Origin of the sequence: Variovorax sp. LjRoot84 (genome assembly GCF_964254305.1) — a bacterium.
Taxonomy (GTDB): domain Bacteria; phylum Pseudomonadota; class Gammaproteobacteria; order Burkholderiales; family Burkholderiaceae_C; genus Variovorax.
In genome coordinates this window covers 124,441-145,185 of sequence record NZ_CAXUTE020000001.1, presented here as the reverse complement: position 1 = coordinate 145,185, position 20,745 = coordinate 124,441, and the positions used below count along the sequence as shown (strand labels likewise).

The 20,745-nt window shown below is 66.0% G+C and carries 24 protein-coding genes; 13 read left to right on the top strand and 11 right to left on the bottom strand.

What is annotated here, in order from left to right:
• The first annotated feature begins 43 nt into the window (after positions 1-43).
• Together ACSQ9I_RS00755 and ACSQ9I_RS00750 are read left to right on the top strand one after the other, a co-directional pair.
• The gene (locus ACSQ9I_RS00755) at positions 44-1,174 is read left to right on the top strand and encodes a PepSY-associated TM helix domain-containing protein (RefSeq protein ID WP_436311952.1); all 1,131 of its coding nucleotides are present in this window, start codon (positions 44-46) and stop codon (positions 1,172-1,174) included.
• A 45-nt stretch (positions 1,175-1,219) separates the two neighbouring features.
• Positions 1,220-3,376, top strand: a complete 2,157-nt coding sequence (locus tag ACSQ9I_RS00750) for a TonB-dependent receptor family protein (RefSeq protein WP_436311951.1) — start codon at positions 1,220-1,222, stop codon at positions 3,374-3,376.
• A gap of 2 nt (positions 3,377-3,378) precedes the next feature.
• Here the strand turns inward: ACSQ9I_RS00750 and ACSQ9I_RS00745 are convergent, their stop codons facing one another.
• Entirely contained in the window at positions 3,379-4,284 is a 906-nt protein-coding gene (locus ACSQ9I_RS00745; RefSeq protein WP_436311950.1) for a DMT family transporter, read from the bottom strand.
• A 134-nt stretch (positions 4,285-4,418) separates the two neighbouring features.
• On the opposite strand from ACSQ9I_RS00745, the gene ACSQ9I_RS00740 reads away from it, so the two are divergent.
• A complete protein-coding gene (locus ACSQ9I_RS00740) occupies positions 4,419-5,444 on the top strand; it encodes an alpha/beta hydrolase family protein (RefSeq protein WP_436311949.1) in 1,026 nt (341 codons plus the stop codon).
• Positions 5,445-5,508: 64 nt separating this feature from the next.
• Positions 5,509-5,880, top strand: a complete 372-nt coding sequence (locus tag ACSQ9I_RS00735) for a hypothetical protein (protein ID WP_436311948.1) — start codon at positions 5,509-5,511, stop codon at positions 5,878-5,880.
• 18 nt (positions 5,881-5,898) lie between these two features.
• On the opposite strand, the gene ACSQ9I_RS00730 is transcribed toward ACSQ9I_RS00735, so the two are convergent.
• Genes ACSQ9I_RS00730 through ACSQ9I_RS00715 form a run of 4 tightly spaced genes read right to left on the bottom strand, consistent with a single transcriptional unit; the run spans position 5,899 to position 9,699 of the window.
• Positions 5,899-7,065, bottom strand: coding sequence for a mandelate racemase/muconate lactonizing enzyme family protein (locus tag ACSQ9I_RS00730; protein ID WP_436311947.1), 1,167 nt, complete (start codon positions 7,063-7,065; stop codon positions 5,899-5,901).
• 18 nt (positions 7,066-7,083) lie between these two features.
• The gene (locus tag ACSQ9I_RS00725; RefSeq protein ID WP_436311946.1) at positions 7,084-7,779 is read right to left on the bottom strand and encodes an SDR family NAD(P)-dependent oxidoreductase; all 696 of its coding nucleotides are present in this window, start codon (positions 7,777-7,779) and stop codon (positions 7,084-7,086) included.
• Entirely contained in the window at positions 7,769-8,737 is a 969-nt protein-coding gene (locus ACSQ9I_RS00720; protein ID WP_436311945.1) for a Bug family tripartite tricarboxylate transporter substrate binding protein, read from the bottom strand. The genes ACSQ9I_RS00725 and ACSQ9I_RS00720 overlap by 11 nt, the downstream gene beginning before the upstream one ends.
• Positions 8,738-8,766: 29 nt before the next feature.
• Positions 8,767-9,699: a dihydrodipicolinate synthase family protein gene (locus tag ACSQ9I_RS00715; RefSeq protein WP_436292249.1), complete on the bottom strand. Its 933-nt coding sequence runs from the start codon at positions 9,697-9,699 to the stop codon at positions 8,767-8,769.
• 128 nt (positions 9,700-9,827) lie between these two features.
• Here ACSQ9I_RS00715 and ACSQ9I_RS00710 point away from each other — a divergent pair, with 128 nt between their 5' ends.
• From ACSQ9I_RS00710 to ACSQ9I_RS00690, 5 genes are all read left to right on the top strand, one after another.
• Positions 9,828-10,739 (top strand): LysR family transcriptional regulator, encoded by a 912-nt coding sequence (locus ACSQ9I_RS00710; protein WP_436311944.1) that lies wholly within the window; start codon positions 9,828-9,830, stop codon positions 10,737-10,739.
• A 94-nt stretch (positions 10,740-10,833) separates the two neighbouring features.
• The gene (locus ACSQ9I_RS00705) at positions 10,834-11,370 is read left to right on the top strand and encodes a GrpB family protein (RefSeq protein ID WP_436311943.1); all 537 of its coding nucleotides are present in this window, start codon (positions 10,834-10,836) and stop codon (positions 11,368-11,370) included.
• Between the two features lie 127 nt (positions 11,371-11,497).
• Complete coding sequence (locus ACSQ9I_RS00700; RefSeq protein ID WP_436311942.1) at positions 11,498-11,812, top strand: DUF1090 family protein; 315 nt, start codon at positions 11,498-11,500, stop codon at positions 11,810-11,812.
• Positions 11,813-11,935: 123 nt separating this feature from the next.
• Positions 11,936-12,136 (top strand): hypothetical protein, encoded by a 201-nt coding sequence (locus tag ACSQ9I_RS00695; RefSeq protein ID WP_436311941.1) that lies wholly within the window; start codon positions 11,936-11,938, stop codon positions 12,134-12,136.
• A gap of 123 nt (positions 12,137-12,259) precedes the next feature.
• Positions 12,260-13,507 (top strand): cation:proton antiporter domain-containing protein, encoded by a 1,248-nt coding sequence (locus tag ACSQ9I_RS00690; protein ID WP_436311940.1) that lies wholly within the window; start codon positions 12,260-12,262, stop codon positions 13,505-13,507.
• Positions 13,508-13,579: 72 nt separating this feature from the next.
• On the opposite strand, the gene ACSQ9I_RS00685 is transcribed toward ACSQ9I_RS00690, so the two are convergent.
• Positions 13,580-14,338: a carbonic anhydrase gene (locus ACSQ9I_RS00685; RefSeq protein ID WP_436311939.1), complete on the bottom strand. Its 759-nt coding sequence runs from the start codon at positions 14,336-14,338 to the stop codon at positions 13,580-13,582.
• 199 nt (positions 14,339-14,537) lie between these two features.
• Here ACSQ9I_RS00685 and ACSQ9I_RS00680 point away from each other — a divergent pair, with 199 nt between their 5' ends.
• Positions 14,538-15,062 carry a class IV adenylate cyclase gene (locus ACSQ9I_RS00680; protein WP_436311938.1) on the top strand — a complete coding sequence of 175 codons (525 nt, stop codon included), beginning with the start codon at positions 14,538-14,540 and terminating at the stop codon, positions 15,060-15,062.
• A 45-nt stretch (positions 15,063-15,107) separates the two neighbouring features.
• Positions 15,108-15,494 carry an SMI1/KNR4 family protein gene (locus tag ACSQ9I_RS00675; RefSeq protein WP_436311937.1) on the top strand — a complete coding sequence of 129 codons (387 nt, stop codon included), beginning with the start codon at positions 15,108-15,110 and terminating at the stop codon, positions 15,492-15,494.
• A gap of 177 nt (positions 15,495-15,671) precedes the next feature.
• Here ACSQ9I_RS00675 and ACSQ9I_RS00670 read toward each other — a convergent pair whose 3' ends face one another.
• Positions 15,672-16,244 carry a hypothetical protein gene (locus ACSQ9I_RS00670; RefSeq protein WP_436311936.1) on the bottom strand — a complete coding sequence of 191 codons (573 nt, stop codon included), beginning with the start codon at positions 16,242-16,244 and terminating at the stop codon, positions 15,672-15,674.
• A 214-nt stretch (positions 16,245-16,458) separates the two neighbouring features.
• Here ACSQ9I_RS00670 and ACSQ9I_RS00665 point away from each other — a divergent pair, with 214 nt between their 5' ends.
• Positions 16,459-16,998, top strand: a complete 540-nt coding sequence (locus ACSQ9I_RS00665; RefSeq protein WP_436311935.1) for a cysteine hydrolase family protein — start codon at positions 16,459-16,461, stop codon at positions 16,996-16,998.
• 13 nt (positions 16,999-17,011) lie between these two features.
• On the opposite strand, the gene ACSQ9I_RS00660 is transcribed toward ACSQ9I_RS00665, so the two are convergent.
• On the bottom strand, positions 17,012-17,479 hold the full coding sequence (locus ACSQ9I_RS00660) for an ASCH domain-containing protein (protein ID WP_436292239.1): 468 nt from the start codon (positions 17,477-17,479) through the stop codon (positions 17,012-17,014).
• Between the two features lie 76 nt (positions 17,480-17,555).
• Between ACSQ9I_RS00660 and ACSQ9I_RS00655 the strand changes: the two genes are divergently transcribed.
• A complete protein-coding gene (locus tag ACSQ9I_RS00655; protein ID WP_436302318.1) occupies positions 17,556-17,720 on the top strand; it encodes a hypothetical protein in 165 nt (54 codons plus the stop codon).
• A gap of 35 nt (positions 17,721-17,755) precedes the next feature.
• Here ACSQ9I_RS00655 and ACSQ9I_RS00650 read toward each other — a convergent pair whose 3' ends face one another.
• From ACSQ9I_RS00650 to ACSQ9I_RS00640, 3 genes are all read right to left on the bottom strand, one after another.
• On the bottom strand, positions 17,756-18,949 hold the full coding sequence (locus ACSQ9I_RS00650; protein ID WP_436315689.1) for a DUF4382 domain-containing protein: 1,194 nt from the start codon (positions 18,947-18,949) through the stop codon (positions 17,756-17,758).
• Positions 18,950-19,169: 220 nt separating this feature from the next.
• Positions 19,170-19,970, bottom strand: a complete 801-nt coding sequence (locus ACSQ9I_RS00645; protein ID WP_436311934.1) for an alpha/beta fold hydrolase — start codon at positions 19,968-19,970, stop codon at positions 19,170-19,172.
• An 84-nt stretch (positions 19,971-20,054) separates the two neighbouring features.
• A complete protein-coding gene (locus ACSQ9I_RS00640; RefSeq protein ID WP_436311933.1) occupies positions 20,055-20,615 on the bottom strand; it encodes a GAF domain-containing protein in 561 nt (186 codons plus the stop codon).
• Positions 20,616-20,745 lie beyond the last annotated feature (130 nt).

The window sequence follows — 20,745 nt, the reverse complement described above, 5'->3', positions numbered from 1 at the left end:
CAGCCAACAACCATCGTGATGGGACTCGCCGTCCCTGTTGTTCATGCTGCGCGCCCCGCTGAGACGTCTCTGGCTCAGGATTCACCGCTGGATCGGCCTCTCGCTCGGTCCGCTGCTCGCCCTCACCGCCTTGCTCGGCGCGATGCTGGTGGTGGCGCTGCCGCTCGACCGCTACGCCCATCCCGCCTTCTTCGTCGCACGCACGGCCGGTGACGCGGCGACAGCGGCGCTGCCGCTCGAGTCGCTGCGCCAGCGCCTCCTGGTCGAGTTCGGCCCGGACACCAACCTCACGCTGCGCCCGCCGCGCAAGCCCGGCGAAACGCTCTGGGTGATGGTGCGCGGCAAGTGGGAGGGCACGCTCTACCTCGACCCCGCGACCGGCGCAGAACAAGGACGGCGCGGCACGCACGAAGGTGCGTACAACCTGCTCTTCGAGCTGCACAGCAGCCTGCTCCTGGACGACGCCGGCAAGGGCATCCTGGCCTGCGCTGCGCTGGCCTATCTGTTCCTTCTGATCACCGGCCTGGTGCTCTGGTGGCCGACGCGCTGGCCGCCCTCGTTGCGCATCACGCTCCATCGCGGCCTGCTGCGCGGGCTGTTCGACCTGCACCGCACCGGCGGCGCGGTGCTCGGGCTGCTGATCGCCGTCTCGGTAGCGACCGGCGCCTACATGGCCTGGCGGCCGCTGGGCAACTTCATCTCCACCGCGATCGGGCAGCAGCCCGTCAAGCCGCCCGTGGTGCCCAAGGGAGCGCCGGCCGGGGCGCAGCTTTCGCTCGACGAACTCGTGGCCCGTGCGCAGCAAGAGCTTCCGGGCCAGCCGATCGGCTACATGCACGTACCCGCCAAGGCCGACCGTCCGTTGCGCGTGCGCTTCCGGCTTGCCGACGATCCGCATCCGAACGGCATCAGCTCGGTCTGGCTGCATCCGCGAACGGGCGAGGTGCTGGCGGTGCGCCGATGGCAGGAGCTCGACGCCGGCAACGGCGCGGTGGCGGTGATCTATCCGCTGCACACCGGCGTGCTCGGCGGGCCGGTGCACGAAGCCGTCACTGCCCTGCTCGGCCTCGCGCTCGGCGGCCTCGGGCTGAGCGGCGTCTGGCTCTGGTGGCGCCGGCGCGCCGTGGCCGGCGCCGCCCGCAGCAACGCACTTTCCAGCCGCACGACGTCCTGAGCCAGGCCGTCCTGCGTCGCCAGTTTTTTATTCGAAGGAGAAGCCTTGTCCCCCCCAAAAACCCGCGTGGCCATCGCCATCGCGCTGCTTCAGATCAGCCTGCAAGCCCTTGCTGCCGAAGCCGATGCGTCGCCCGGCGCGCAGCTGGAAACGGTCACCGTCACCGGCGACTGGCTCGGCAGCCCCAGCGAAACCAAGGTGCTCGAACATCCCGGCGCACGCACCATCATCGAACGCAAGCAGATCGAGGAAAGCGGCTCCACCAGCGTGCGCGACGTGCTGCGCCAGATCCCCGGTGTGCAGGTGCAGGAGAGCAACGGCACCGGCGGCAGCGACATCTCGCTCAACGTCGGGGTGCGCGGGCTGACGTCCCGGCTGTCGCCGCGTTCCACCATCCTGCTGGACGGCGTGCCGCTGGCGTACGCGCCATACGGCCAGCCGCAGCTGTCGCTGGCACCGCTGTCGCTCGGCAGCCTCGAGGCGGTCGACGTGGTGCGGGGCGCGGGTTCGGTGCGCTATGGCCCGCAGAACGTCGGCGGCATCATCAACTTCGTGACGCGTTCGATTCCCCGGCAGTTCACTGCCGACGCGAGCATCGGCGTCGAGAGCGCGAGCCACGGCGGCGGCGTCAAGACGACGCCGAGCCTGTTCGTCGGCGGCACCAACGAGCAGGGGCTCGGCCTGGCGCTCCTGTATTCCGGAACGCACGGTGACGGTTATCGCAGCAGCAACGACAGCACCAGGATCGACGATGTGATGCTGAAGGGCGCCTACCGTTTCTCCAAATACGACGACATCGCGCTGTCGCTGCATCACTTCGAGGGCAGCGGGCGCATGCCGGGCGGGTTGACCACGGCGCAGTACGCCGCGAACCCCTTCCAGTCCGACCGCCCCTTCGACGAATTCACCGGGCGCCGGACCGACGGCTCGATCAAGTACACGCACAACGACGGCATCAACAAGTTCGAGCTGCTCAGCTACTACACCGACTCCTTCCGCGGCAGCCACATCGAGCAGGAGGGCACCGGCGCCAGCGCCGGCCTGCGCCGCCTCACCGCGGCCCCGCGCAACTACAACACCTTCGCGGTCGAGCCCCGCTACTCGCGGCTCTTCGATTCCGGCAGCGTGGTCCAGGAAGTCAGCGTCGGCTACCGCTACCTGAAGGAGTCGAGTTCGGAAGTGGCGACGCGCAGCGCGTCCTACCGGCCGCGTCCGGGTTTCGATGCCTACACGCTGGCCTCGCCGACTTACCAGACCAGCGCGGGCGGCACGACCGCGCATGCGTTCTACATCGACGACCGGATCGACTTCGGCAACTGGACCGTCACGCCCGGCGTGCGCTACGAAGCCATCCGCACGCACAACGACGTGGTGAACCTCACCGGCAGCAGGATCACCAGCACCCTGTTTCCGAAGATCGACTCCAACGAGGTGCTGCCCACGCTGTCGGTCATGTACCGCATGAACGAACGCTGGTCGCTGTTCGCGAACGCGGGCGTGTCCTTCGGACCGCAGCAGTACGCGCAGCTCGCTCAGGCCACGGAGGGCCTGCACCCCGAAAAGGCCAACACCTACGAGATCGGCACCCACTACAAGGGCGAAGCCTGGAGCTCCGAGCTGACGCTGTTCAACATCGACTTCGACAAGGAACTGCAGCTGGCCCGCTCGATCGTGGGCGAAGGCACGTGGACCGACCTGGGCGCGACACGGCATCGCGGCCTGGAAGCGGCGATGCGCTACGAGCTCGGGGCGCTGAACGCCGCGCTCAAGGGCTTCTCGGTCTATGCGACCTACACCTACACGCAGGCCATTTCCAAGGCCGGCGTCTTCGCCGGGCGCGACCTGCCCTTCTACTCGCGCCAGGTGGCATCGCTCGGCGCTCGCTACCAGCGCGGTCCCTGGACCTTGAATGCGGACGTGTTCGCGCAGTCCAAACAGCGCTCGCCCGGATCGCCCGACGCGGGCGCCCAGTACGTCACGCTGGAAGATGCGAGCGGGCGGCTCGGTGACATTCCCGGCTACGCGACCGTGAACCTGCGCGCGGGCTACGACTTCGGCTCGCAGCTCAGCAACCTGAAGCTGGCCGTCGGCGTGAAGAACCTGTTCGACCGCCGCTACTACACGCGCTCGGTCGACAACAACGGCGGCAAGTACGTCGGCCAGCCGCGCACGCTGTACGTCCAGGCCTCAGTGGCGTTCTGAGCTCAATCGAGCGCCCGGGATCCTTCGACGCAGGCCTTCGCCCGCCCGAAGGACCAGCCGAGGTTGATGCCCGCGGCCGCCAGCAGGATGGCGGCCACGCCGAGCATCTGCACCGGATGCAGCCGATTGTCGAAGGCCACGAAGTCGACGACGATCGCGACGATGGGGTAGACGAAAGACAGTGCGCCCGTCACGTGCGTCGGCAGTTTCTGTATCGCGCCGTAGAGCAGCACAAACACGAGGCCGGTGTACACGGCACCCATGATGAGGAAGTTGCCCCACGCCTGGCTGTCGGTGGGGAGCTCCGACCAGTGGGCGAAGGGCGCCAGCATGAGGATGCCGACGCAGACCTGGATGAGCGCGATCAGATGCGGCGGCGTGCCGGTGAGCTTCTTGGTGATGATGGCGGCCAGCGCATAGAAGAAGGCCGCGCCGAGCGCCAACAGAATGCCGGTGAGATAGCCGGTGCCGGCGTAGTCCGCATCGGACTTGGCCTGCACGATGAGCAGCACGCCGATGAAAGCCAGGCCGAGCCACATGAACTTGTTCGCGGTCAGCCGCTCGGAGAACAGCAACGCGCCCAGCAGGACCAGCATGAAAGGCTGGGTGTTGTAGACCGCCGTGGCGATGGAGATGGAGGCGCGCGAGAACGAGGCGAAGATCAGCACCCAGTTGAGCACGATGGCCGCACCGCCGAGCGCGGCCCAGCCGATGAGCCGAAGCGGGAGCTTGCCGCGCAGCATGCCCATGGCCGCGCAGACGATCAGGAGCGTCGCGGCGCCGAAGACGCAGCGCCAGAACAGCAAGTCGATGATCTGCAGACCCGATTGCACGACGAACCATCCGATGGTTCCGGAAATCACCATGGCGGCGGTCATCTCGACCGTGCCGCGCGTCCTGTTCTTCATGCCAGCCCGTTCAAACTCAAGCGGCCGAGAATGCCACGAGATGCCGGCCTTGTGCGGATGAAGTTCTCTATCCCGCAGCCTGCGCAGGCAAAACGAATACTTCCATTTTTAAGTTTTGATGAGGAGCTGATTCGATGCGTTCATTCCGTTGGCCGGCCCTGGCGCTGGCGCTGCTGTCCGGCCTGGCGCAGGCCTCCGTCGGCCTGGGCGAAATCCCCGCCACGGCCGACGACGGCCCGGTCACGCTGTACTACCCGTCGGGCGACGAGGCCCGGCCGGTCCAGCGCGGGCGCTTCACCCTGACGCTGGCGCCGCAGGGTATGCCGGCGCGCGGGAATGGCCGGCTGGTGGTGATCTCGCATGGCTCGGGCGGCTCGCCCTGGGTGCATGCGGACCTGGCGCGCAACCTGGTGGAAGCCGGCTTCGTCGTCGCCATGCCCGAGCACCGGGCCGACAACTACAGGGACGACAGCGACCCCGGCCCCGACAGCTGGACGATGCGGCCGGCCGAGGTGTCGCGGGCCATCGACGCGGTCGGGCGCGACGCGCGCTTCGCGCCGCTGCTGAAGCTGGACAAGGTCGGCGTCTACGGCATGTCGGCCGGCGGCCACACGGCCTTGAGCATGGCCGGCGGACGCTGGTCGCCGGCGGGCTTCAAGCAGCATTGCGAGGCGCACCTGGTGGAGGACTTCCAGTCCTGCGCCGGCCTGATCACCCGGCTGACCGGCGGCATCTTCGACGGCGTGAAAAAGTGGGCCGCCCTGGCCGTGATCCGCCATCGCTTCGACGATGCCGCGCCGCGTTCCCACACCGATGCGCGCGTGGCCGCCGTGGTGGCCGGCGTGCCCTCCTCCGCCGACTTCGACATGGCATCGCTGGCCGTGCCGCGCGTGCCGCTGGGGCTGATCACCGCGCAGCAAGACCGCTGGCTGGTGCCGCGCTTCCACAGCGACCGGGTGCTTGAGGCCTGCATGCCGCGCTGCGAACACATCGCCGACCTGCCCACCGGCGGCCACGGCGCGCTGCTGTCGCCGCCGCCGCCGGGGCTCACCGGCCTTGTCGGCGAGATGCTCAACGACCCGCCGGGCTTCGATCGCAGCGCGATGCCGGAGGTGGACCGCAAGACCACCGCCTTCTTCAGCCGGCACCTGCTGCCTTGATCCGCACCGTCCAGCACACAATGCGCCCATGCTCAAAAGGTCACTTCTGCCCGCGCATATGTGGGTGCTCGTCGCGGTGTACTTCGTCGCCAGCCTGGCGCACTTCGCCCACAACGCCGAGTTCATCGCCTTCTATCCCAACATGCCGAGCTGGCTCACCCGGGAGCAGGTGTATCTCGCCTGGCTGGCCGTCAACAGCCTCGGCATCGCCGGTCTGCTCGTCGCTCGGCTGGGGCTTCGTGCGCTCGGCGTGCTTCTTGTCGGCGCGTACGGTGCCCTCGGGCTCGGCGGCCTCGGCCACTACACCCTTGCGCTCTGCTCCGAACACACGCTCGCGACCAACGCGACCATATGGTCCGAAGCTGCCAGCGGGTTCATGCTGATGCTCGCTTCGGCACTGCTGCTTGCGCGTCGCATCGCCGAGTCTCGTACTTGACGCTTTCTCCGCGGCGCATCAGGAAGCCAGCCTCTTCATCTCCGCATAAAGGTCCGTCTTGCCCTCGAAGCCGATGCCCGGAAGCTCCGGCAGCACAACGTAGCTGTTGTCGACCTTGACGCCATCGGGAAAGCCACCGTAAGGCTGGAACAGGTCGGGGTAGGACTCATTGCCTCCCAGGCCCAGGCCGGCCGCGATCGCCAGGGACATCTGGTGACCGCCATGCGGGACGCAGCGCGACGCAGACCAGCCGTTTTCCTTCAGCATCTCCAAGGTCCGCAGGTACTCCACCAGGCCGTAGCTGAGTGCGCAGTCGAACTGCAGATAGTCGCGGTCGGGCCGCATGCCGCCGTAGCGGATCAGGTTGCGTGCGTCCTGCATCGAGAACAGGTTCTCGCCGGTGGCCATGGGGCCGCGGTAGTGCTGGGCGAGCTCGGCCTGCAGCGCATAGTCCAGCGGATCGCCGGCTTCCTCGTACCAGAACAGGTCGTACTCCGACAGCGCCTTCGCGTACTCGATGGCGGTCTTCAGGTCGAAGCGGCCGTTGGCGTCCACCGCAAGCTTCTGGCCCGGCCCGAGCAGCCTGAGCACCGCCTCGATGCGCTTGCGATCCTCGGCCAGCGAAGCGCCGCCGATCTTCTTCTTGACGACGGAATAGCCGCGGTCCAGGTAGCTGCGCATCTCGCGCTCCAGGCCCTCGACGCCCTGGCCCGGCCAGTAGTAGCCGCCGGCCGCGTAGACGAAGACCTTGCGCTCGGCGCGGCCGGAGCCGTAGCGCTCGGCGAGCAACTGGTACAGGGGCTTCTGTTCGATCTTGGCGACCGCATCCCACACGGCCATGTCGATGGTGCCGACCGCGACCGAGCGCTCGCCATGCCCGCCGGGCTTCTCGTTCGTCATCATGGCGGCCCAGATCTTGTGGGGATCGAGGTTGTCGTGCTTGTCGTCGATCAGCGAGGCGGGGTCGGCCTCCAGGATGCGGGGGCGGAATCGCTCGCGGATGAGCGAGCCCTGGCCGTAGCGGCCGTTCGAATTGAAGCCGTAGCCCACCACCGGCTTGCCGTCGCGAATCACGTCGGTGACCACGGCCACGAGGCTCAGGGTCATCTTCGAGAAGTCGATGTAGGCGTTGCGGATGTTGGACTTGATGGGCTTGGTCTCTTCTTTGATGTCGATGATCTTCATGGTCGAACTCGATCAGGGTTAGCGCGGCAGCGAGGAGCCGCCGCAGATCTGGATGTCCTGGCCGGTGATGGCGCCGGCTTGCGCAGACAGGAGAAAGCCGACGAGTGCGGCAATCTCGTCTGGCCTGATCAGGCGGCCGATCGGCGGCAGCACGGGCGCTTCCGCGGCGCGCGAAGGGTCGGTGGTCATCGCGGTCTGCGTGGCCGCCGGCGACACCACGTTCACCGTGACGCCGCGCGCGGCCACTTCCGCCGCCCAGCTGCGCGCCAGCGCGACCAGCGCTGCCTTGGACGCGGCGTACTGGCTCCGGCCGGCCTTGCCCTGCGCGACGCGGCTGCCGACGAGGACGACGCGGCCATGGCCTGCCGCTGCCATGGCCGGCACCAGCACGTCGGCGATGCGCGTGGCGGCGTCGACGTGCAAGCGCCACATCAGCTCGCCGTCGGACGGGTTCAGGCTTCCGATGGCGCCGACGCGCAGCACGCCCGCCGCATGGACGAAGGCCGTGACGCCGGCCGCCCGCCGCGCCGCCTCGTCGGTCGCGGCTGCGTCCGAGAGGTCGACCTCGACGGCCGTGAACGCGGCGTGCGCGATGGCCGGCGCAGATCGATCGAAACCGGTGACTTGCCACCCGGCCGCCAGCAAGGCCTGCGCGATGGCGAGGCCGATGCCGGAACTGCTGCCGGTCACGAGGGTACGCGGGCTATTCGGCACGGATGTTCGCCTCGGAGATGATTTTGGCCGAACGTGCCATGTCTTCCTTCTGGAAGGTGGCGAAGTCGGCGATGCTGCCCGGCGTCAGCAGCAGGCCCTGGACGGTGAGCTTGTCCTTGATGTCGGGCGCTTCCAGCGCCTTGTTGATCTCGGTATTCAGCCGCTGCGCGATCTCCTGCGGCATCTTTGCCGGCGCCCACATGCCGTACCAGCTGTAGAACTCGTAGCCGGGCACGGTCTCCGCGACCGTCGGCGTGTTGGGCATGCTCGCGATGCGCGTCTTCGAGGTCACGGCCAGCACCTTCAGCATGCCGCTCTTCGCGTACTGCGTCGAGCCGAGCACCGGGTCGACGAAGCCGTCGATCTGGCCGCCGATCAGGTCCTGGTAGGCGGGGCCGGAGCCCTTGTAAGGCACGACCAGGTAGTCGATGCCGCTCGCGCGCTTGAGCAGCTCGGTCGACAGATGGCCTGCCGAGGCCGGCGAGCCGATGGCGAAGCTCAGCTTGCCGGGGTTGGACTTCGCATGCGCGATCAAGCCCTTGAGGTCGTTCACCGGCAGGTTCTTGTTGACCGCAACGGAGAGCGGCGCCTTCGCGACCAGCGCGACGGGCTGGAAGTCCTTGTTGACGTCGTAGGGCGTCGTCTTCACCACCATCGGCGTGGTGGTGAAGGTCGACGGGCTGAAGAGGACCGTGTAGCCGTCGGGCGCCGCGCGGGCGACGGCCGCCGAGCCGATGGCGCCGCCGGCGCCGGCGCGGTTGTCGACGACCACGCTCTGGCCCAGCTGCTCGCCGAGCTTCTGCGCCAGCATGCGGCCCACCGTGTCGAGCGTGCCGCCGGGCGGGAACGGAATGATCATCGTGATGGGCTTGCTCGGCCAGGCCTGGGCGCCGGCGGCGCCTGCGAGGGCCAGCAGCGTGGCGGACAGTGCGCAATGCGCGAATTTTCTGCGTTGCATGGCAGTCATCCTTGAGTCTCGCCGCGCGCTCAGCGCTTCAGCAGACCCGCGTTGTCGAGCGCGGCGCGCAGCGCCTGCATCTCGGCCTCGCTCGGCGCTTCGGTCGGCGGGCGGGCGGTCGGGTCCTTGATGACGCCGGCGAGATACATACCGGCCTTCATGCGCGCATGCGCCTCGCCCGTGGGCTCGCCGCCGCCATACACCGCGTCCTTCAGCGGCGTGATCAGGGCCTGGACCTTCATGGCCTTCTTCAGGTCGCCGGCCTTGACCGCTTCCCAGAGATCGTTGATGAGGCCGGGAATGAAGGTCGCGAAGCCGACCAGTGCACCGTCGACGCCCTGCACCATCGACGCCAGCAGGTATTCGTCATGGCAGGTGAGGATGGACTTGGAGGCATCGGCCTCGCGAATCGCCTTGATGTCGCTTGCGTACTTGTTCATGTCGCGCTGGCCGACCTTGAAGGCCTGCACGTACGGCAGCTTCGCCAGTTCTGCCAGCGTGGCGGACGAATAGGCGGCCCGCGTCCAGGCGGGATACACGTGGGCCACCAGGTCCAGGCCGGCCTCCGAGATCGCCTCGAAGTAGTCGGCGACGTGCCCGGCGCGGAAGCCGAAGCGCAGCCAGTGGTGCGGCGGCATCACGTCAAGTGCGCGGGCGCCCGCGTCGCGCGCCATGCGCGCATGCTCCTTGGCTTCCAGCAGGCCTTCGCAGACGATCGAGGAGATCACCGGGAGCCTGCCCTCGAGCTCGCTGGCCACGATGCGCGTGACCTCCGCGCGCTCCTTCGCCGTCAGCGAGAACACCTCGCCGGTGTGGCCGTTGGTCATGACCGCGACCACGCCGGGCTGCTCGGCCAGCCAGGACGCATGGCGTCGCAGCTCGGGCTCGTCGATGCGGAAGTCGCGCGTGAAGGGGCAGGCGATGGCAGGAATGATCCCGCGGTAATTCTGGATGGTCGGCATGATGTCTCCTGGGTTAAAAACTCCTGGAACGGCGAGCAAGTCGCGTCCGAGTGGCCCCATGGTCGCCCTGCAGCGCGCCAAAGGCCAATGCCCGTTTTCTCTTCTTGTATGCCGCCAAAGCACCGCCGATGAATTTCTTGTGGCTCGAAGACTTCCTCGCCCTGGCCGCCACGGGCAACTTCTCCCGAGCCGCCGAGGAGCGGCACATGACCCAGCCGGCTTTCAGCCGGCGCATCCGCGCGCTGGAGGAGTGGCTCGGCGTGGTGCTGGTCGACCGCACCAGCCATCCGGCAACGCTGACCGAAGCCGGCGAGTGGTTCCGCTCATCGGCGCAGGAGCTGCTGGCGCGCGTGGCCCGCATGCCGGACGAGGCGCGCGCCGTCGCCGACGCGAGTTCGGCCACGCTGCGGATCGCCTCCACGCACGCCTTGTCGCTGACCTTCATGCCGGCATGGCTGCGCGGACTGGAATCCGGTGCGTCCGCCGGCCCGATGCAACTGGTGTCGGACGTGATGCAGCAATGCGAAGCACTGATGCTGCAAGGCCGCACGCAGTTCCTGCTGTGCCATGGGCATGCCCAGGTTCCCGGACGGCTGGAGGCAGGCGGCTTTCCCTCGTGCGTGGTCGGTGCCGACGCGCTGATCCCGGTCTGCGCCCCCGGTAAACGCAACACGCCGGTCCATGCGCTGCGCGGCACGGATTCGGCGCGCGTTCCCATGCTCGCCTACAGCACCGAGTCCGGCCTGGGCCGCATCATGCGCGCCGTCCTCGGCGCCAGGCTCGAGCAGCTGGCGACGAACGTGGTCCTCACCGCGCACCTCGCGACGGTCTTGAAGACGATGGCGCTCGAGGCGCGCGGTATCGCCTGGCTGCCTGTCAGCCTCATTCAAACCGAGCTGGCGGAAGAAACGCTCTTGCCGGTCGGAGACGGCAAATGGAATGTGGAGCTCGAGATCCGGTTGTTCCGCACGCCCGGACAGCTGCCGAGGGCGGCAGAAATGTTCTGGGGGGCGGCCATGCAATCGGCGCGACGCGTCTGAGCTATACGGTCCGGTCTTTGACAGCCCTGACCGCTCGGCGAGAGGACACTTCGCAACCAGGGACGATCTCGTCGCTGCATCGCATGGAGGCGCCATGAAGGTCGACACGTTTGACGAGGGCTTGGAGCACCGCAACATCCTGCCCTACGATCCCGCGTACTCCGATGTGTTCGCGCAAGTACGGCGGTACGTCCAAGAGAATCTGGAGAGCGTGGAGCTCGTTCACATTGGGAGCACAGCCATCCGCGGTTTGCGGGGCAAACCCATGGTGGATATCGCCGCCATCACGAGCCGAGAGGATCTACGCGCTGCGCAAGAGGAGTTTGAGAGGCTTGGATTTCACCGGCGTGCCGTGTGGGTGGACAAAGATGAGAAGCCGTACGTCTGCGGGTGCATTCAACACGACGGACGCAGGTTCAACATCAACATACACATCTGCCATCGGGGTGATCCGGTTCACAAGGACTCCTTGGCATTCATGGACATCCTCCATCGACGTCCAGACCTGCGTAGGAAGTACGAGGAAGCCAAGGATCATGCTCACATGATCGATCCGGTCAATCCAGAGGTCTACAACCGGGAAAAAGAGGCTGTGATCAAAGAGATACACGCACAGATCGGGCTGGCGTAGAGGCGGGCCGGTCAGCGTGTTGCGAGACCGGCGGAGCAACCGGTAGCGGCCGACCGCGGGAAGTTGCTGGCAAACTCGACTTCTCCTTGCTCTCACTGGTACCGGTATGCGCGTGAAACCTTCCTTCTTGGCCATCGCGCTGGCTCTGGCAATTCCCGCCATCGCACAGCCCGTAGACCAGGCGGACAACACCGATTGCAAAGCTAAGGAAGCTGCGCTCGAGCGGGACATCGACATCGCCCGCTCCAAAGGCCAAATGCTGCGCCGAAGGCAGCTCGCCGAGGCGTTGGCCGCACTGCAAACTCGTTGCAAGGCGGTCGCCGCCCCGGAGCAAAGTCGCACAGCGCGCATCGAGAGGCTGGAGCAAGAAATCCGGGAACTGCGGCTGGAACTCAACCGTGCAGAGGAGCAATTGCGCGAGTTGAAGCACGGAGGGCCGTAACGGCTCGCCGCGCATCCGTTGGGGAGAGCCCAGCTACGAGCGGACGGCGGCCCCTGCTTTTTCTCAGGTGATTCGTCGATTCCATCACGCAACGCGTTGCGCTGGTTGGGGCAAACTGATCGCATGTTCAGAGCGCTGCTTCTTCTCCTTGTTGCCCTAGGCCCGCTCTGGCTCATCTACACGTTCGGCTTCTGGCTGCTCATCGCGTTCGTCGCGCTCACCGCCGCAACCTTTGTGTTTTCAACTGGGCAGGCGCGAGCATCCGAAGCGACTCAGGGTGGTCGGCTAACCGGCTATCACACCACCGAGTTTGCGAACTTCTAGGCAGGGCAAAGGCGCACATGCCCCGCATCATTCCAGCGCTGGTCCTGGGGACGGCTTAGAGCCCGATAGCGTCGGTGCGCGGTGTGGCAGGATGCGGGCCTTCGACAAACCGGCACCGGCCACATGTCCCTGACACTCCTCTTCCTGCAGCTCACCGTCATCCTGGTCACCGCTCGGACCTGCGGCCTCGTGCTTCGGGCATTCGGCCAACCGATGGTCATTGGCGAGATGGCGGCGGGGATCCTGCTCGGGCCGGTCGTGTTCGGCGCGCTGTTCCCGCAGTGGCATCAACAGCTTTTTCCCCTAGCATCGCTTCCAGGGCTGTCCTCGCTAGCGACCGTGGGGGTCGTGCTGTTCATGTTCATCGTCGGCGCCGAGTTGCGCGCGCCCAGCGGCATGGGGGCGCAGTTCAGGGCTGCGGGCTGGGTCGGCGTATCGAGCATGGTGCTCCCGATGGTCCTGGGCCTGGCGATCGCGCCGGTCTTTCATCCTGCGCTCGCACCGCAGGGTGTGGAATTCTGGCCATTCGCGCTGTTCCTCGGCGTGGCACTGTCGATCACCGCGTTCCCGGTGCTGGCCCGCATCCTCAAGGACCGCAACATGACGCGCACGCGCATCGGCCAGCTGTCGCTCGGCGCCGCCGGCGTGGTGGATGCGCTGGCGTGGATTCTGCTGGCGCTGGTTGTCGCGCTGGCGAGTGCTGGCGCCGGACTGCAGGGTTTCATGCGCATCGCGATCGGCCTGGTTGTGCTGGTGACCGTGGTATTCCTCGCTGTGAAGCCGATGCTGGCCTGGTTGCTGCGCACCCACGCGCCGGACGGCGTGCCTTCGCCGATGATGCTGGCAGTGCTGCTGATCGGCATGTTCGTCTGCGCCATGCTCACTGAATGGCTGCATCTGCACGCAGTCTTCGGCGCGTTCCTCTTCGGTGTTGCTCTTCCGCGCGACGACCGGCTTCTGCACGCGCTGGCCGAGCGGATAGAGCCACTGTCGATCGTCGTGCTGATGCCGATCTTCTTTGCGCTGGCTGGGCTGGGAACCAGTGCCGGCGCGTTCGCGAACAGCGGCCTGGGCATGCTTGCACTGATTCTGCTGGTGGCCAGCGTCGGCAAGATCGTTGGCGGCGCGGCCGGTGCGCGGATGTGCGGCTACGGCTGGCGGGAGAGCCTGGCGACGGGATCGCTGATGAATTCACGTGGCCTGATGGAACTCATCGTGATCAAGGTCGGGCTTGACGCTGGACTGATCGGGGCCGAGTTGTTCACGATGCTGCTGGTGATGGCTCTGGTCACGACGGCCGCGACAGGCCCGCTACTTTCGTTGATCGCCCGGAAGAGCCCGAAGCCGATCGATCGGCCGACGAGCGCCTAGACCGCGCCCGGAGGCGCGGTGACGGACTTGTCATCGCGGTCGCATGCGGCGTGCATGAGGCCGGAAGCCAGCTCAATTCGAGTTGGCCGTCAACACCTTGCGGCCATTCAACGGTTGCACAGGCCGTGCATTCATCTTGTAGAGCTTCCTGAACGCGGCAAGCTGCGAGGCGGAGAGCTCGACTGGCGTCTTCAGCACCTGCCAACGCACCTCTTCGCTGCAAGGCGGCGTCGTCAGCGATCCCATGAAGGCGTAGTAGGCACGATCGGCAGGTAGCAGATCGGCCGGGTTGATGGCGACGCCCAGCTTCAGGGTTTCGCCTTCCTTGGCCGGCAGGTGGTCGAACACGGGCTTCAGCGCCGCGTTCTCCTTGCCGGCCTTGAACAGCACCGCAATGACGGCGAGCTGTCCCTCTGCGTTCTTATGCACGAGATGCGCAACCAAGGGGTACGCCTTGCCGTCGATCTTCTCTTCGCTCGGCGTGTGGAAATGGAACTGCAGCAGCTTGTACTCGACCCCGTCGAGAGTGACCGAGCCGGCCGCGGGCAGATTCACCTGGATCGTGTGGCCGTTGTTGACCACTTCGCCGGTCTCGGCCGCGTAGGCAAAGCCGAGGGGCTTCGCGCCAGGCGACTTCTCGACCGCCCGGGTGTCGACGTTGATCGGCGATTGGTGCTTGCCTAGCTTGCAGAGCTTGAAGCTTTCATCCAACTCAGCCCAGTGGGCGGCGCTGCCGTGGCCCTGGTAGCTCCAATGGGGATGGCCTTGGGCAAAGGCCAGGGGGGCGACGCTCAGTGCACATGCCGCAGCGAGCAACAGTCTTGATTTCATGGATCCTCGTTGGGTAAACGCCGGCGATTGTAGGTACTGGCAATGAACACAGTCTTAACCGTCAAGACAGTTGCAGTGCTCCGCCGACATGCAGGCGCAATTGCGCGAAGCTTCGTCGCTGCGATGAAGTTTCAGCGCGTCACGGTCGAGCCGTAACGGGCAGAATGCGGGCCAATCGCGGTCGTCCGCTGGACTGAACATGGCTCGAAACGTAGAAATCAAAGCACGCGTGCAGGACCTTGCACGGCTAGCTGCCGTGACGGCCAGTTTTGCCGACACGGGGCCGGTCGACATCTTCCAGGATGACACCTTCTTTGCATGCCCAAGCGGTCGGCTGAAGCTGCGGGCATTCAGCGATGGGACTGGGGAGTTGATTTTCTACAGGCGCCCCGACCAGGCCGGGCCGAAAGAGTCTTTCTACGTTCGCACGCCGACCTCTGAACCGGACGGGCTCCGCGAAGCGCTGAACCTTGCCTATGGCACGGTCGGGCGAGTTGTGAAGCATCGGGTTCTGTATATCGCCGGACGTACGCGCATCCATCTTGACGAGGTTCGTGGGCTGGGTGCCTTCCTCGAACTTGAAGTGGTACTGCGGGACGACGAGGGACGCGACGACGGAACCCGCGAAGCGGCACAACTCATGGAGCGTCTCGCGATTGATGCTGCCCAGTTGGTGGAGGTCGCGTACGTAGACCTCCTCAAGCAGCACACCATGGCGGCATAACAATGTGACGGCCATCGGCCAGGACCCGACATCGGAGTGCGACACGTGACAGAGATTGAAGCGCTATTGAAGAACGGCAAGACCGCACGCGACGAGGACGTCCCCGCCGTACTCGACCAAGAGATACGGGAGGCAGAAGCAACGCTCGGCCGCTCGTTTCCGACAAGCTACCGCGAGTTCATCGCCTTCGGAGGGCTCGGCGAGCTTCGCATTCGTCACCGTGTTTTGAGGCCATCGGAGATTGTTGAGGCCAAGCGCCACACGGGTGCCACCCCAATCGTCCCATTTGCCGACAACGGATGTGGCGACCTGTACGGATGGTCGACGCTGGGTTTGGATGAACCTGGCGTGGTGCTGTGGAACCACGACGACGTGACCGTCGAGCATGTGGCGGATTCATTCGCGGCGTGGCTTTCCACCTTTCGCTTCTGAGCTGCAGTAGTCAGATTGAAGGGCCGCTTCGGAGCGACGCAGAAGTCGGCTTAGGGCCCATTACGGAAGTTCGAGAGACCAACTTCGACACCGCAAAGGAGCGTTCAACGTTTGAGCTTGGCCGCGTGAATTCATCCGATCGTTTGAGCTGTCGGCCATAGTCAGCGCCCAGCCACGTCAGAACTCCCCGAGCGTCGCACCGTTGGTCGGCTTCTGCAGCCAGTTCGCGATGTCGCCGCCCAACGCATAGGTCACCACGCCCACCATGCTGCAGGTGCTGCGCGGCACGCCGAAGTAGATGAACATCTGTCGCTGCGCCGTGAAGCCGGCGGTCGGCTCTCCGCTGCGTTCCAAGGTGCCGCGCAATTGCACGATCTTGGGTCCGCCATAGAGGCCGCCGGCGTTCGCAAGAATGTCGGTGATCTCGATCTTCAGCACAGGCGCTCCGTCGGTGCCGGACGAGCGGGCCGGAAGCAGGTATTCGTAGGGCGCGATCAACTGGTCTTGCACGGCCTGCTGCAACGAGGCCGGCACATCGCACGGATCGTCTTTCTTCGATAGCTGAAGGCCCTTGGCGGTCGTGCCATATGCGATGGCAGGCATCACCACCGTATTGCGCGCGCTGGCGGCGGCCGGCTCTGCCTGCGGCGCTGCGGGCTGACGCGAGCCGCAGGCAGCCAACAGCACGATGGTGTTCAGTACGACGAGAAGCCGTGTGGCTGCGCGCCCCGCAAATGATGGTTGGGTCATGAAGATCTTTTGAAGGAAGGGTGAGGTGCCTGACGGCAGGAGTGCACCTGCAGCCTCCCATGCATATCGGCAGAGCGCTGCAATTGTTTAGCCGGTCGATCGCGTCTTCATGGCCGCGCGCCGGTGCCTACAATCGCCGGCGTCGACCAAATGGCCGCAAGCCGTTGGCGATCAACTCGAATTGAGCCGGCTTCCGGCCTGACACACTCCAAGCATGAATACCGCGCTCCTTGTTATCGATGTCCAGCAGGGCCTTTGCGAAGGCGAGCATGATGCCTTCGAGTCGCAGCAAGTCATCCGTCGAATCAATCAGGTGGCGGACAGGGCTCGCGCCGCTGGCGCATTGGTGGTCTTCATCCAGCATGAATCGAATGCCGGCTACCTCGAGTTCGGAACGGATTCGTGGCAGCTGGCCCGTGGCCTCGAAGTGAAGGCGACGGACCTGCGCATCCGAAAGACCTCCCCTGACTCGTTCCATCGCACGGAGCTCGAGCAAGTGCTCAAGGACAACGGCGTCACGGACCTTGTCGTTTGCGGAATGCACACGGAGTTCTGCGTGGACACGACGACGCGAAGGGCTCTGGCGCTGGGCTACCCGGTGATCCTGGTCGAGGACGCGCACACGACGGAGGGGAATCAGTACCTGTCGGCGCCTCAGGTGGTTCAGCACCACAACACAACCCTCAGCAACATCAGCAGTTTTGGCCCTCGCGTTCGCCTGGTCTCGACTGCAGACTTTCGAATCGGCGCGTGAAGGTTGCGGTTTATCAAGACATGTAGATGACGCTGAAGCGCTCACAGACTACGGGCATGACTTGGCTTGGCGCTCGCCCGATGCGAGCGCACTCGCGGCCGAAGTAGGCCCAATGGACGTGGCGCCAGTACGCCAAAGACCCGTCGCCTTCGCCCTCGCTGGCGGCGAACTCGGCTGTGACCTGCTCGAAGGGCACCACCTCGATCTCCAGAGTCTCGATGACGCACGCGGGCTTGCCGTCCCAGTAAGTGACGACGCTGAGGGCGCCTGGCTTGGGTGGCGAGACGCCTGCGCTCTCGTACGTCCAGACAAGACCGGCAGTGGCACGCTTGACGCCCGCGAGCACGAGCTGCGCCAGTTCGTTGGCGCCGGCTTCGTTGTCGTGGAAGTGGAAGGCCTCGAAGAACCGGGCGGAGCGATCTTCTCCCATCTCGGTGCAGAAGTCCTGCCAGAACGCGGCGATGCTTGGTGGGATGTTCATGCGTTTCCTGCGGGTTGACTTCGCTTCATGGCCAGCGCAATCAGTTTGCGCTGGGCGGTCCGCATCTTGATGCAAGATGCCCCGCTTGGAGCGCACCGGCGTACGAAGGGGCCGACATGGCGATCATCGGAAGCGGCAGCGCCCCATGGTGCTGCGCGGCCCGGACCCGGCCCATATCAAGGCCTTCCATCCCACGCTGGTGAAGGTCACGCAGCGCTTCGAACGCCGCTGGTGGGGCTGAAGTTGCGGCTGCGCGTGCGAAGGTAGTCCGATCGATCAGAACTGGAAATTCTGATCGACAAGGTCGCTCGCAGTGATGTCGACCTGCCGCGTGCTGACAGTGCCCGCGTCACTGGTTGCCTGGATGCTGTATTTGCCCGCGGCGGCGGTGTCTGCCGTCAGCGGAATGGGAAGCGTCGTCTGATAGGTGCCCACCATGGGCGCGGCCGCCGGCAGCGCCGGCTGCGCATCGAAAAGGCCGTAGGCTCCTGTATCGAGGTTGCTCGCCGTGGCGGCGATCTCGAATGTGCGCGCGCCGCTCAGCTGCAGGGCCCGGATCGTTGCCTGCGCGCTGGCCGGGCTGACAGCCCCGGAAACCTTGCGAAATGCCGAGCTCGGCAGTGTGATGGGGGCGCCCGCGGTGGCCAGGGCCGTGCTGCCGCCGGCGGTGACCGGAACGTCCCGAATGATGCCGGTGCCGCGAGCGTTGGTCGAGGTGGGCACGATCACCACGTCCACGGTGCCCACGCTGCTGCTCTGCTCGATCGGCGACAAGGTGAAGTTGCCGTTCGCGTCCGCCACCGAAGCCTTGACCACCGTACCGTTGCGTTCGGCATAGACCCTGGCACCCGGCGCACTGCCCAACACGCCGGTCACCGAGCCGCTGACCGCGCTCGGAAGCGCCGTCACTACCGGCTTGAGGCCGTAGGTGCCGTTGCCGCGCGTCACGATCGACTTGCAGGCATCGAAGTCCAGGATCAGGTCGGTCAGCGTGTCGGCCGCCACGGTGAAGGGACGGATGATCTTGATGCCGGACTGCACCGCGCTGGGGGTGTCGAGCGGCTGCTCGACACCGCCGGTAGGCACCACCGAGTTGGCGACCTTGCCGGCCCCGTTGGCCGCGAGCACCAGGCGAATCTGCTGGTACGTGCCGGCTGCGAGCGGCGTCTGGCCAAGCGTCGTGAGCACGCCGTTGGTCAACGACAAAAGATCGATGCGTCGAGCCGGATCGACCGCGATGTCAACCCATCCGGATCCGCCTGCGTCGACGCCGGCATCGCCGTGGACCCGCACTTTCTCGACGGTGACGAAGACATTGTCGAAGCCGCAGGCGGGCGCATCTGTCATCGATACGCGCAGCGTGCCTGAAGAATTGGCAGCCGTCGTCCCGGACCCGGCCGAGAACCCGCCGCCTCCGCCGCCCCCACCTCCGCAGGCCGAGAGCACGAGGGCACTGCTCAGGGTCAGCATGCGAAGTGAGTACGCCAAGGGGTTCTTGATTTTCAGCATGTCCGGCTCTGTTGTTTCGAGGTTCAGAAGCAAATGTGAAAAAGTCACATTCGACGTCTGAATCCTACAAGGCAGGGGTGCACGCTGCAAGACAACGATGGTGTTATCAGCAGGCGATGTGGTCGTTGGTCAAGCTCCTGGCTCGTCCCGGCAACCGACAGGCTGGCCTTCGGCCGAATCCTCAATGGCATGCGAGAAAGCCCGCCACGACGTCGTTGACCAGCTCCGGATGCGTGAGCGGCCCCATGTGCCCGAGCCCGGCGAATTCGATGACGGTGACCTTGGCCAGCGTGCCGGTCAAAAGCCTGGCCACCCCGCGCGACGAAGCGGGAGACTGCCCGCCCATCATGTACAGCACCGGGAGATCGAGCGCGCGAAAGGCCCGCAGGGGCGTGGGCTCGGAGAAGAGCGCCCGGGCCCAGCCCGCGACGTTGACCATGGATGCGGCGACGGGCGCCTGGCGCGCCTCGGGCATGCCGCTCCAGCTTCCCGGGCCCATCCAGTAGTCGATGAAGCGCTGGGCGGCGGCAGCCTGGTCGCCGGCATCGATGGCCGCGGCGGCATCGGCCACGGCAAAGCGGATGCCGTTCGCCGCCTCCTGGCCTGGCGCTTCTTCTTCGAGCAGCGCGAACAGGGTCGGTTCGTACAACGCGATGGCGCGAATCCGCTCGGGGCGGGCGAGCGCCGCCATCAGGGCCACCGCGGCGCCGTAGGAGTGCCCGACCAGGAAGAAAGGTTCGCCGGCCGCCGCGAACACAGGCTCCAGGAGCGCGACCTCGTCGCCCAGCGCGACGACACGGTCAGGCGGCCAGGCAGGACTCCTGCCGGCGCCGAAGGAGTCGGGAGCGAAGACGCGGTAACTCGGCGACAGGCGCTCCATCAGCGCACGCCACTGCGCGGAAGCGCTCGCATTGGCGTGGATGCAGACGACGCCGGGCCCGGCGCCGGCTTCGCGGAAATAAGGCGGTTGCTGTTGTGGCATGGGCACCGACTGTCGTGCCGATGCGCGGCGGCGTCCTGCCCGCGCGTCGGGCATGCTTGCCCGATCGTCCGCATGTCGCTGCCGTCAACGCGTGTGGGACAGCCTCACCTCATGCCCTTCGGCCTGCGCCAGGAGCTGGGCAATCGCGTCGGCCGCCATTTCCAGGCGCTTCACGTCGCGCTCTTCGAGATCGGCGCCCGGCTCGAAGCTGAAACCGCACAGCACGCCGTAGAGGGTGCCGTCGGTGAACCGCACCGGCACGCCGATGTGGGCGCCCATGCCGTCGTAGTAGTCGGGCAAACCATTCGCGATCCGCACGCGCGTGATGTCGGGCACCAGGCAATCCATCCGGCCGTCAATGATCCGCTGGCAGATGGTTTCGTCCAGCGGGTGGAACTGCCCCGGCTGAACGATGGCCGGCGCGGTCTTCGAATCGATGTGGCGGAACACGCGATTGGCGTTCACGAACTCGCCGACGAACAGCACCTCGAGATTGAGCTGTTCGCGCACGACGCGCAGAAGACTGCCGATGCAACGCTCGATGAGGCCGGCGTCCGCATTCGCGACTGCGTCCGCTGTGATGGCGGCGATGCGCGTCTCCCAGCCCTCCGGGTTCTCCGATTCACTGTCGAAGATCGTTCTCATGTATATCCACTTTCATGAATCGATCCTAAGCGGACCCCGGCGATTTCGCGCGTGAAGAATAGCCTTGAAAGGCACAGAAACTCCGATATGGACTTGGCCCGGCACGCGGCGTAGCATCGATTCCCCCTTG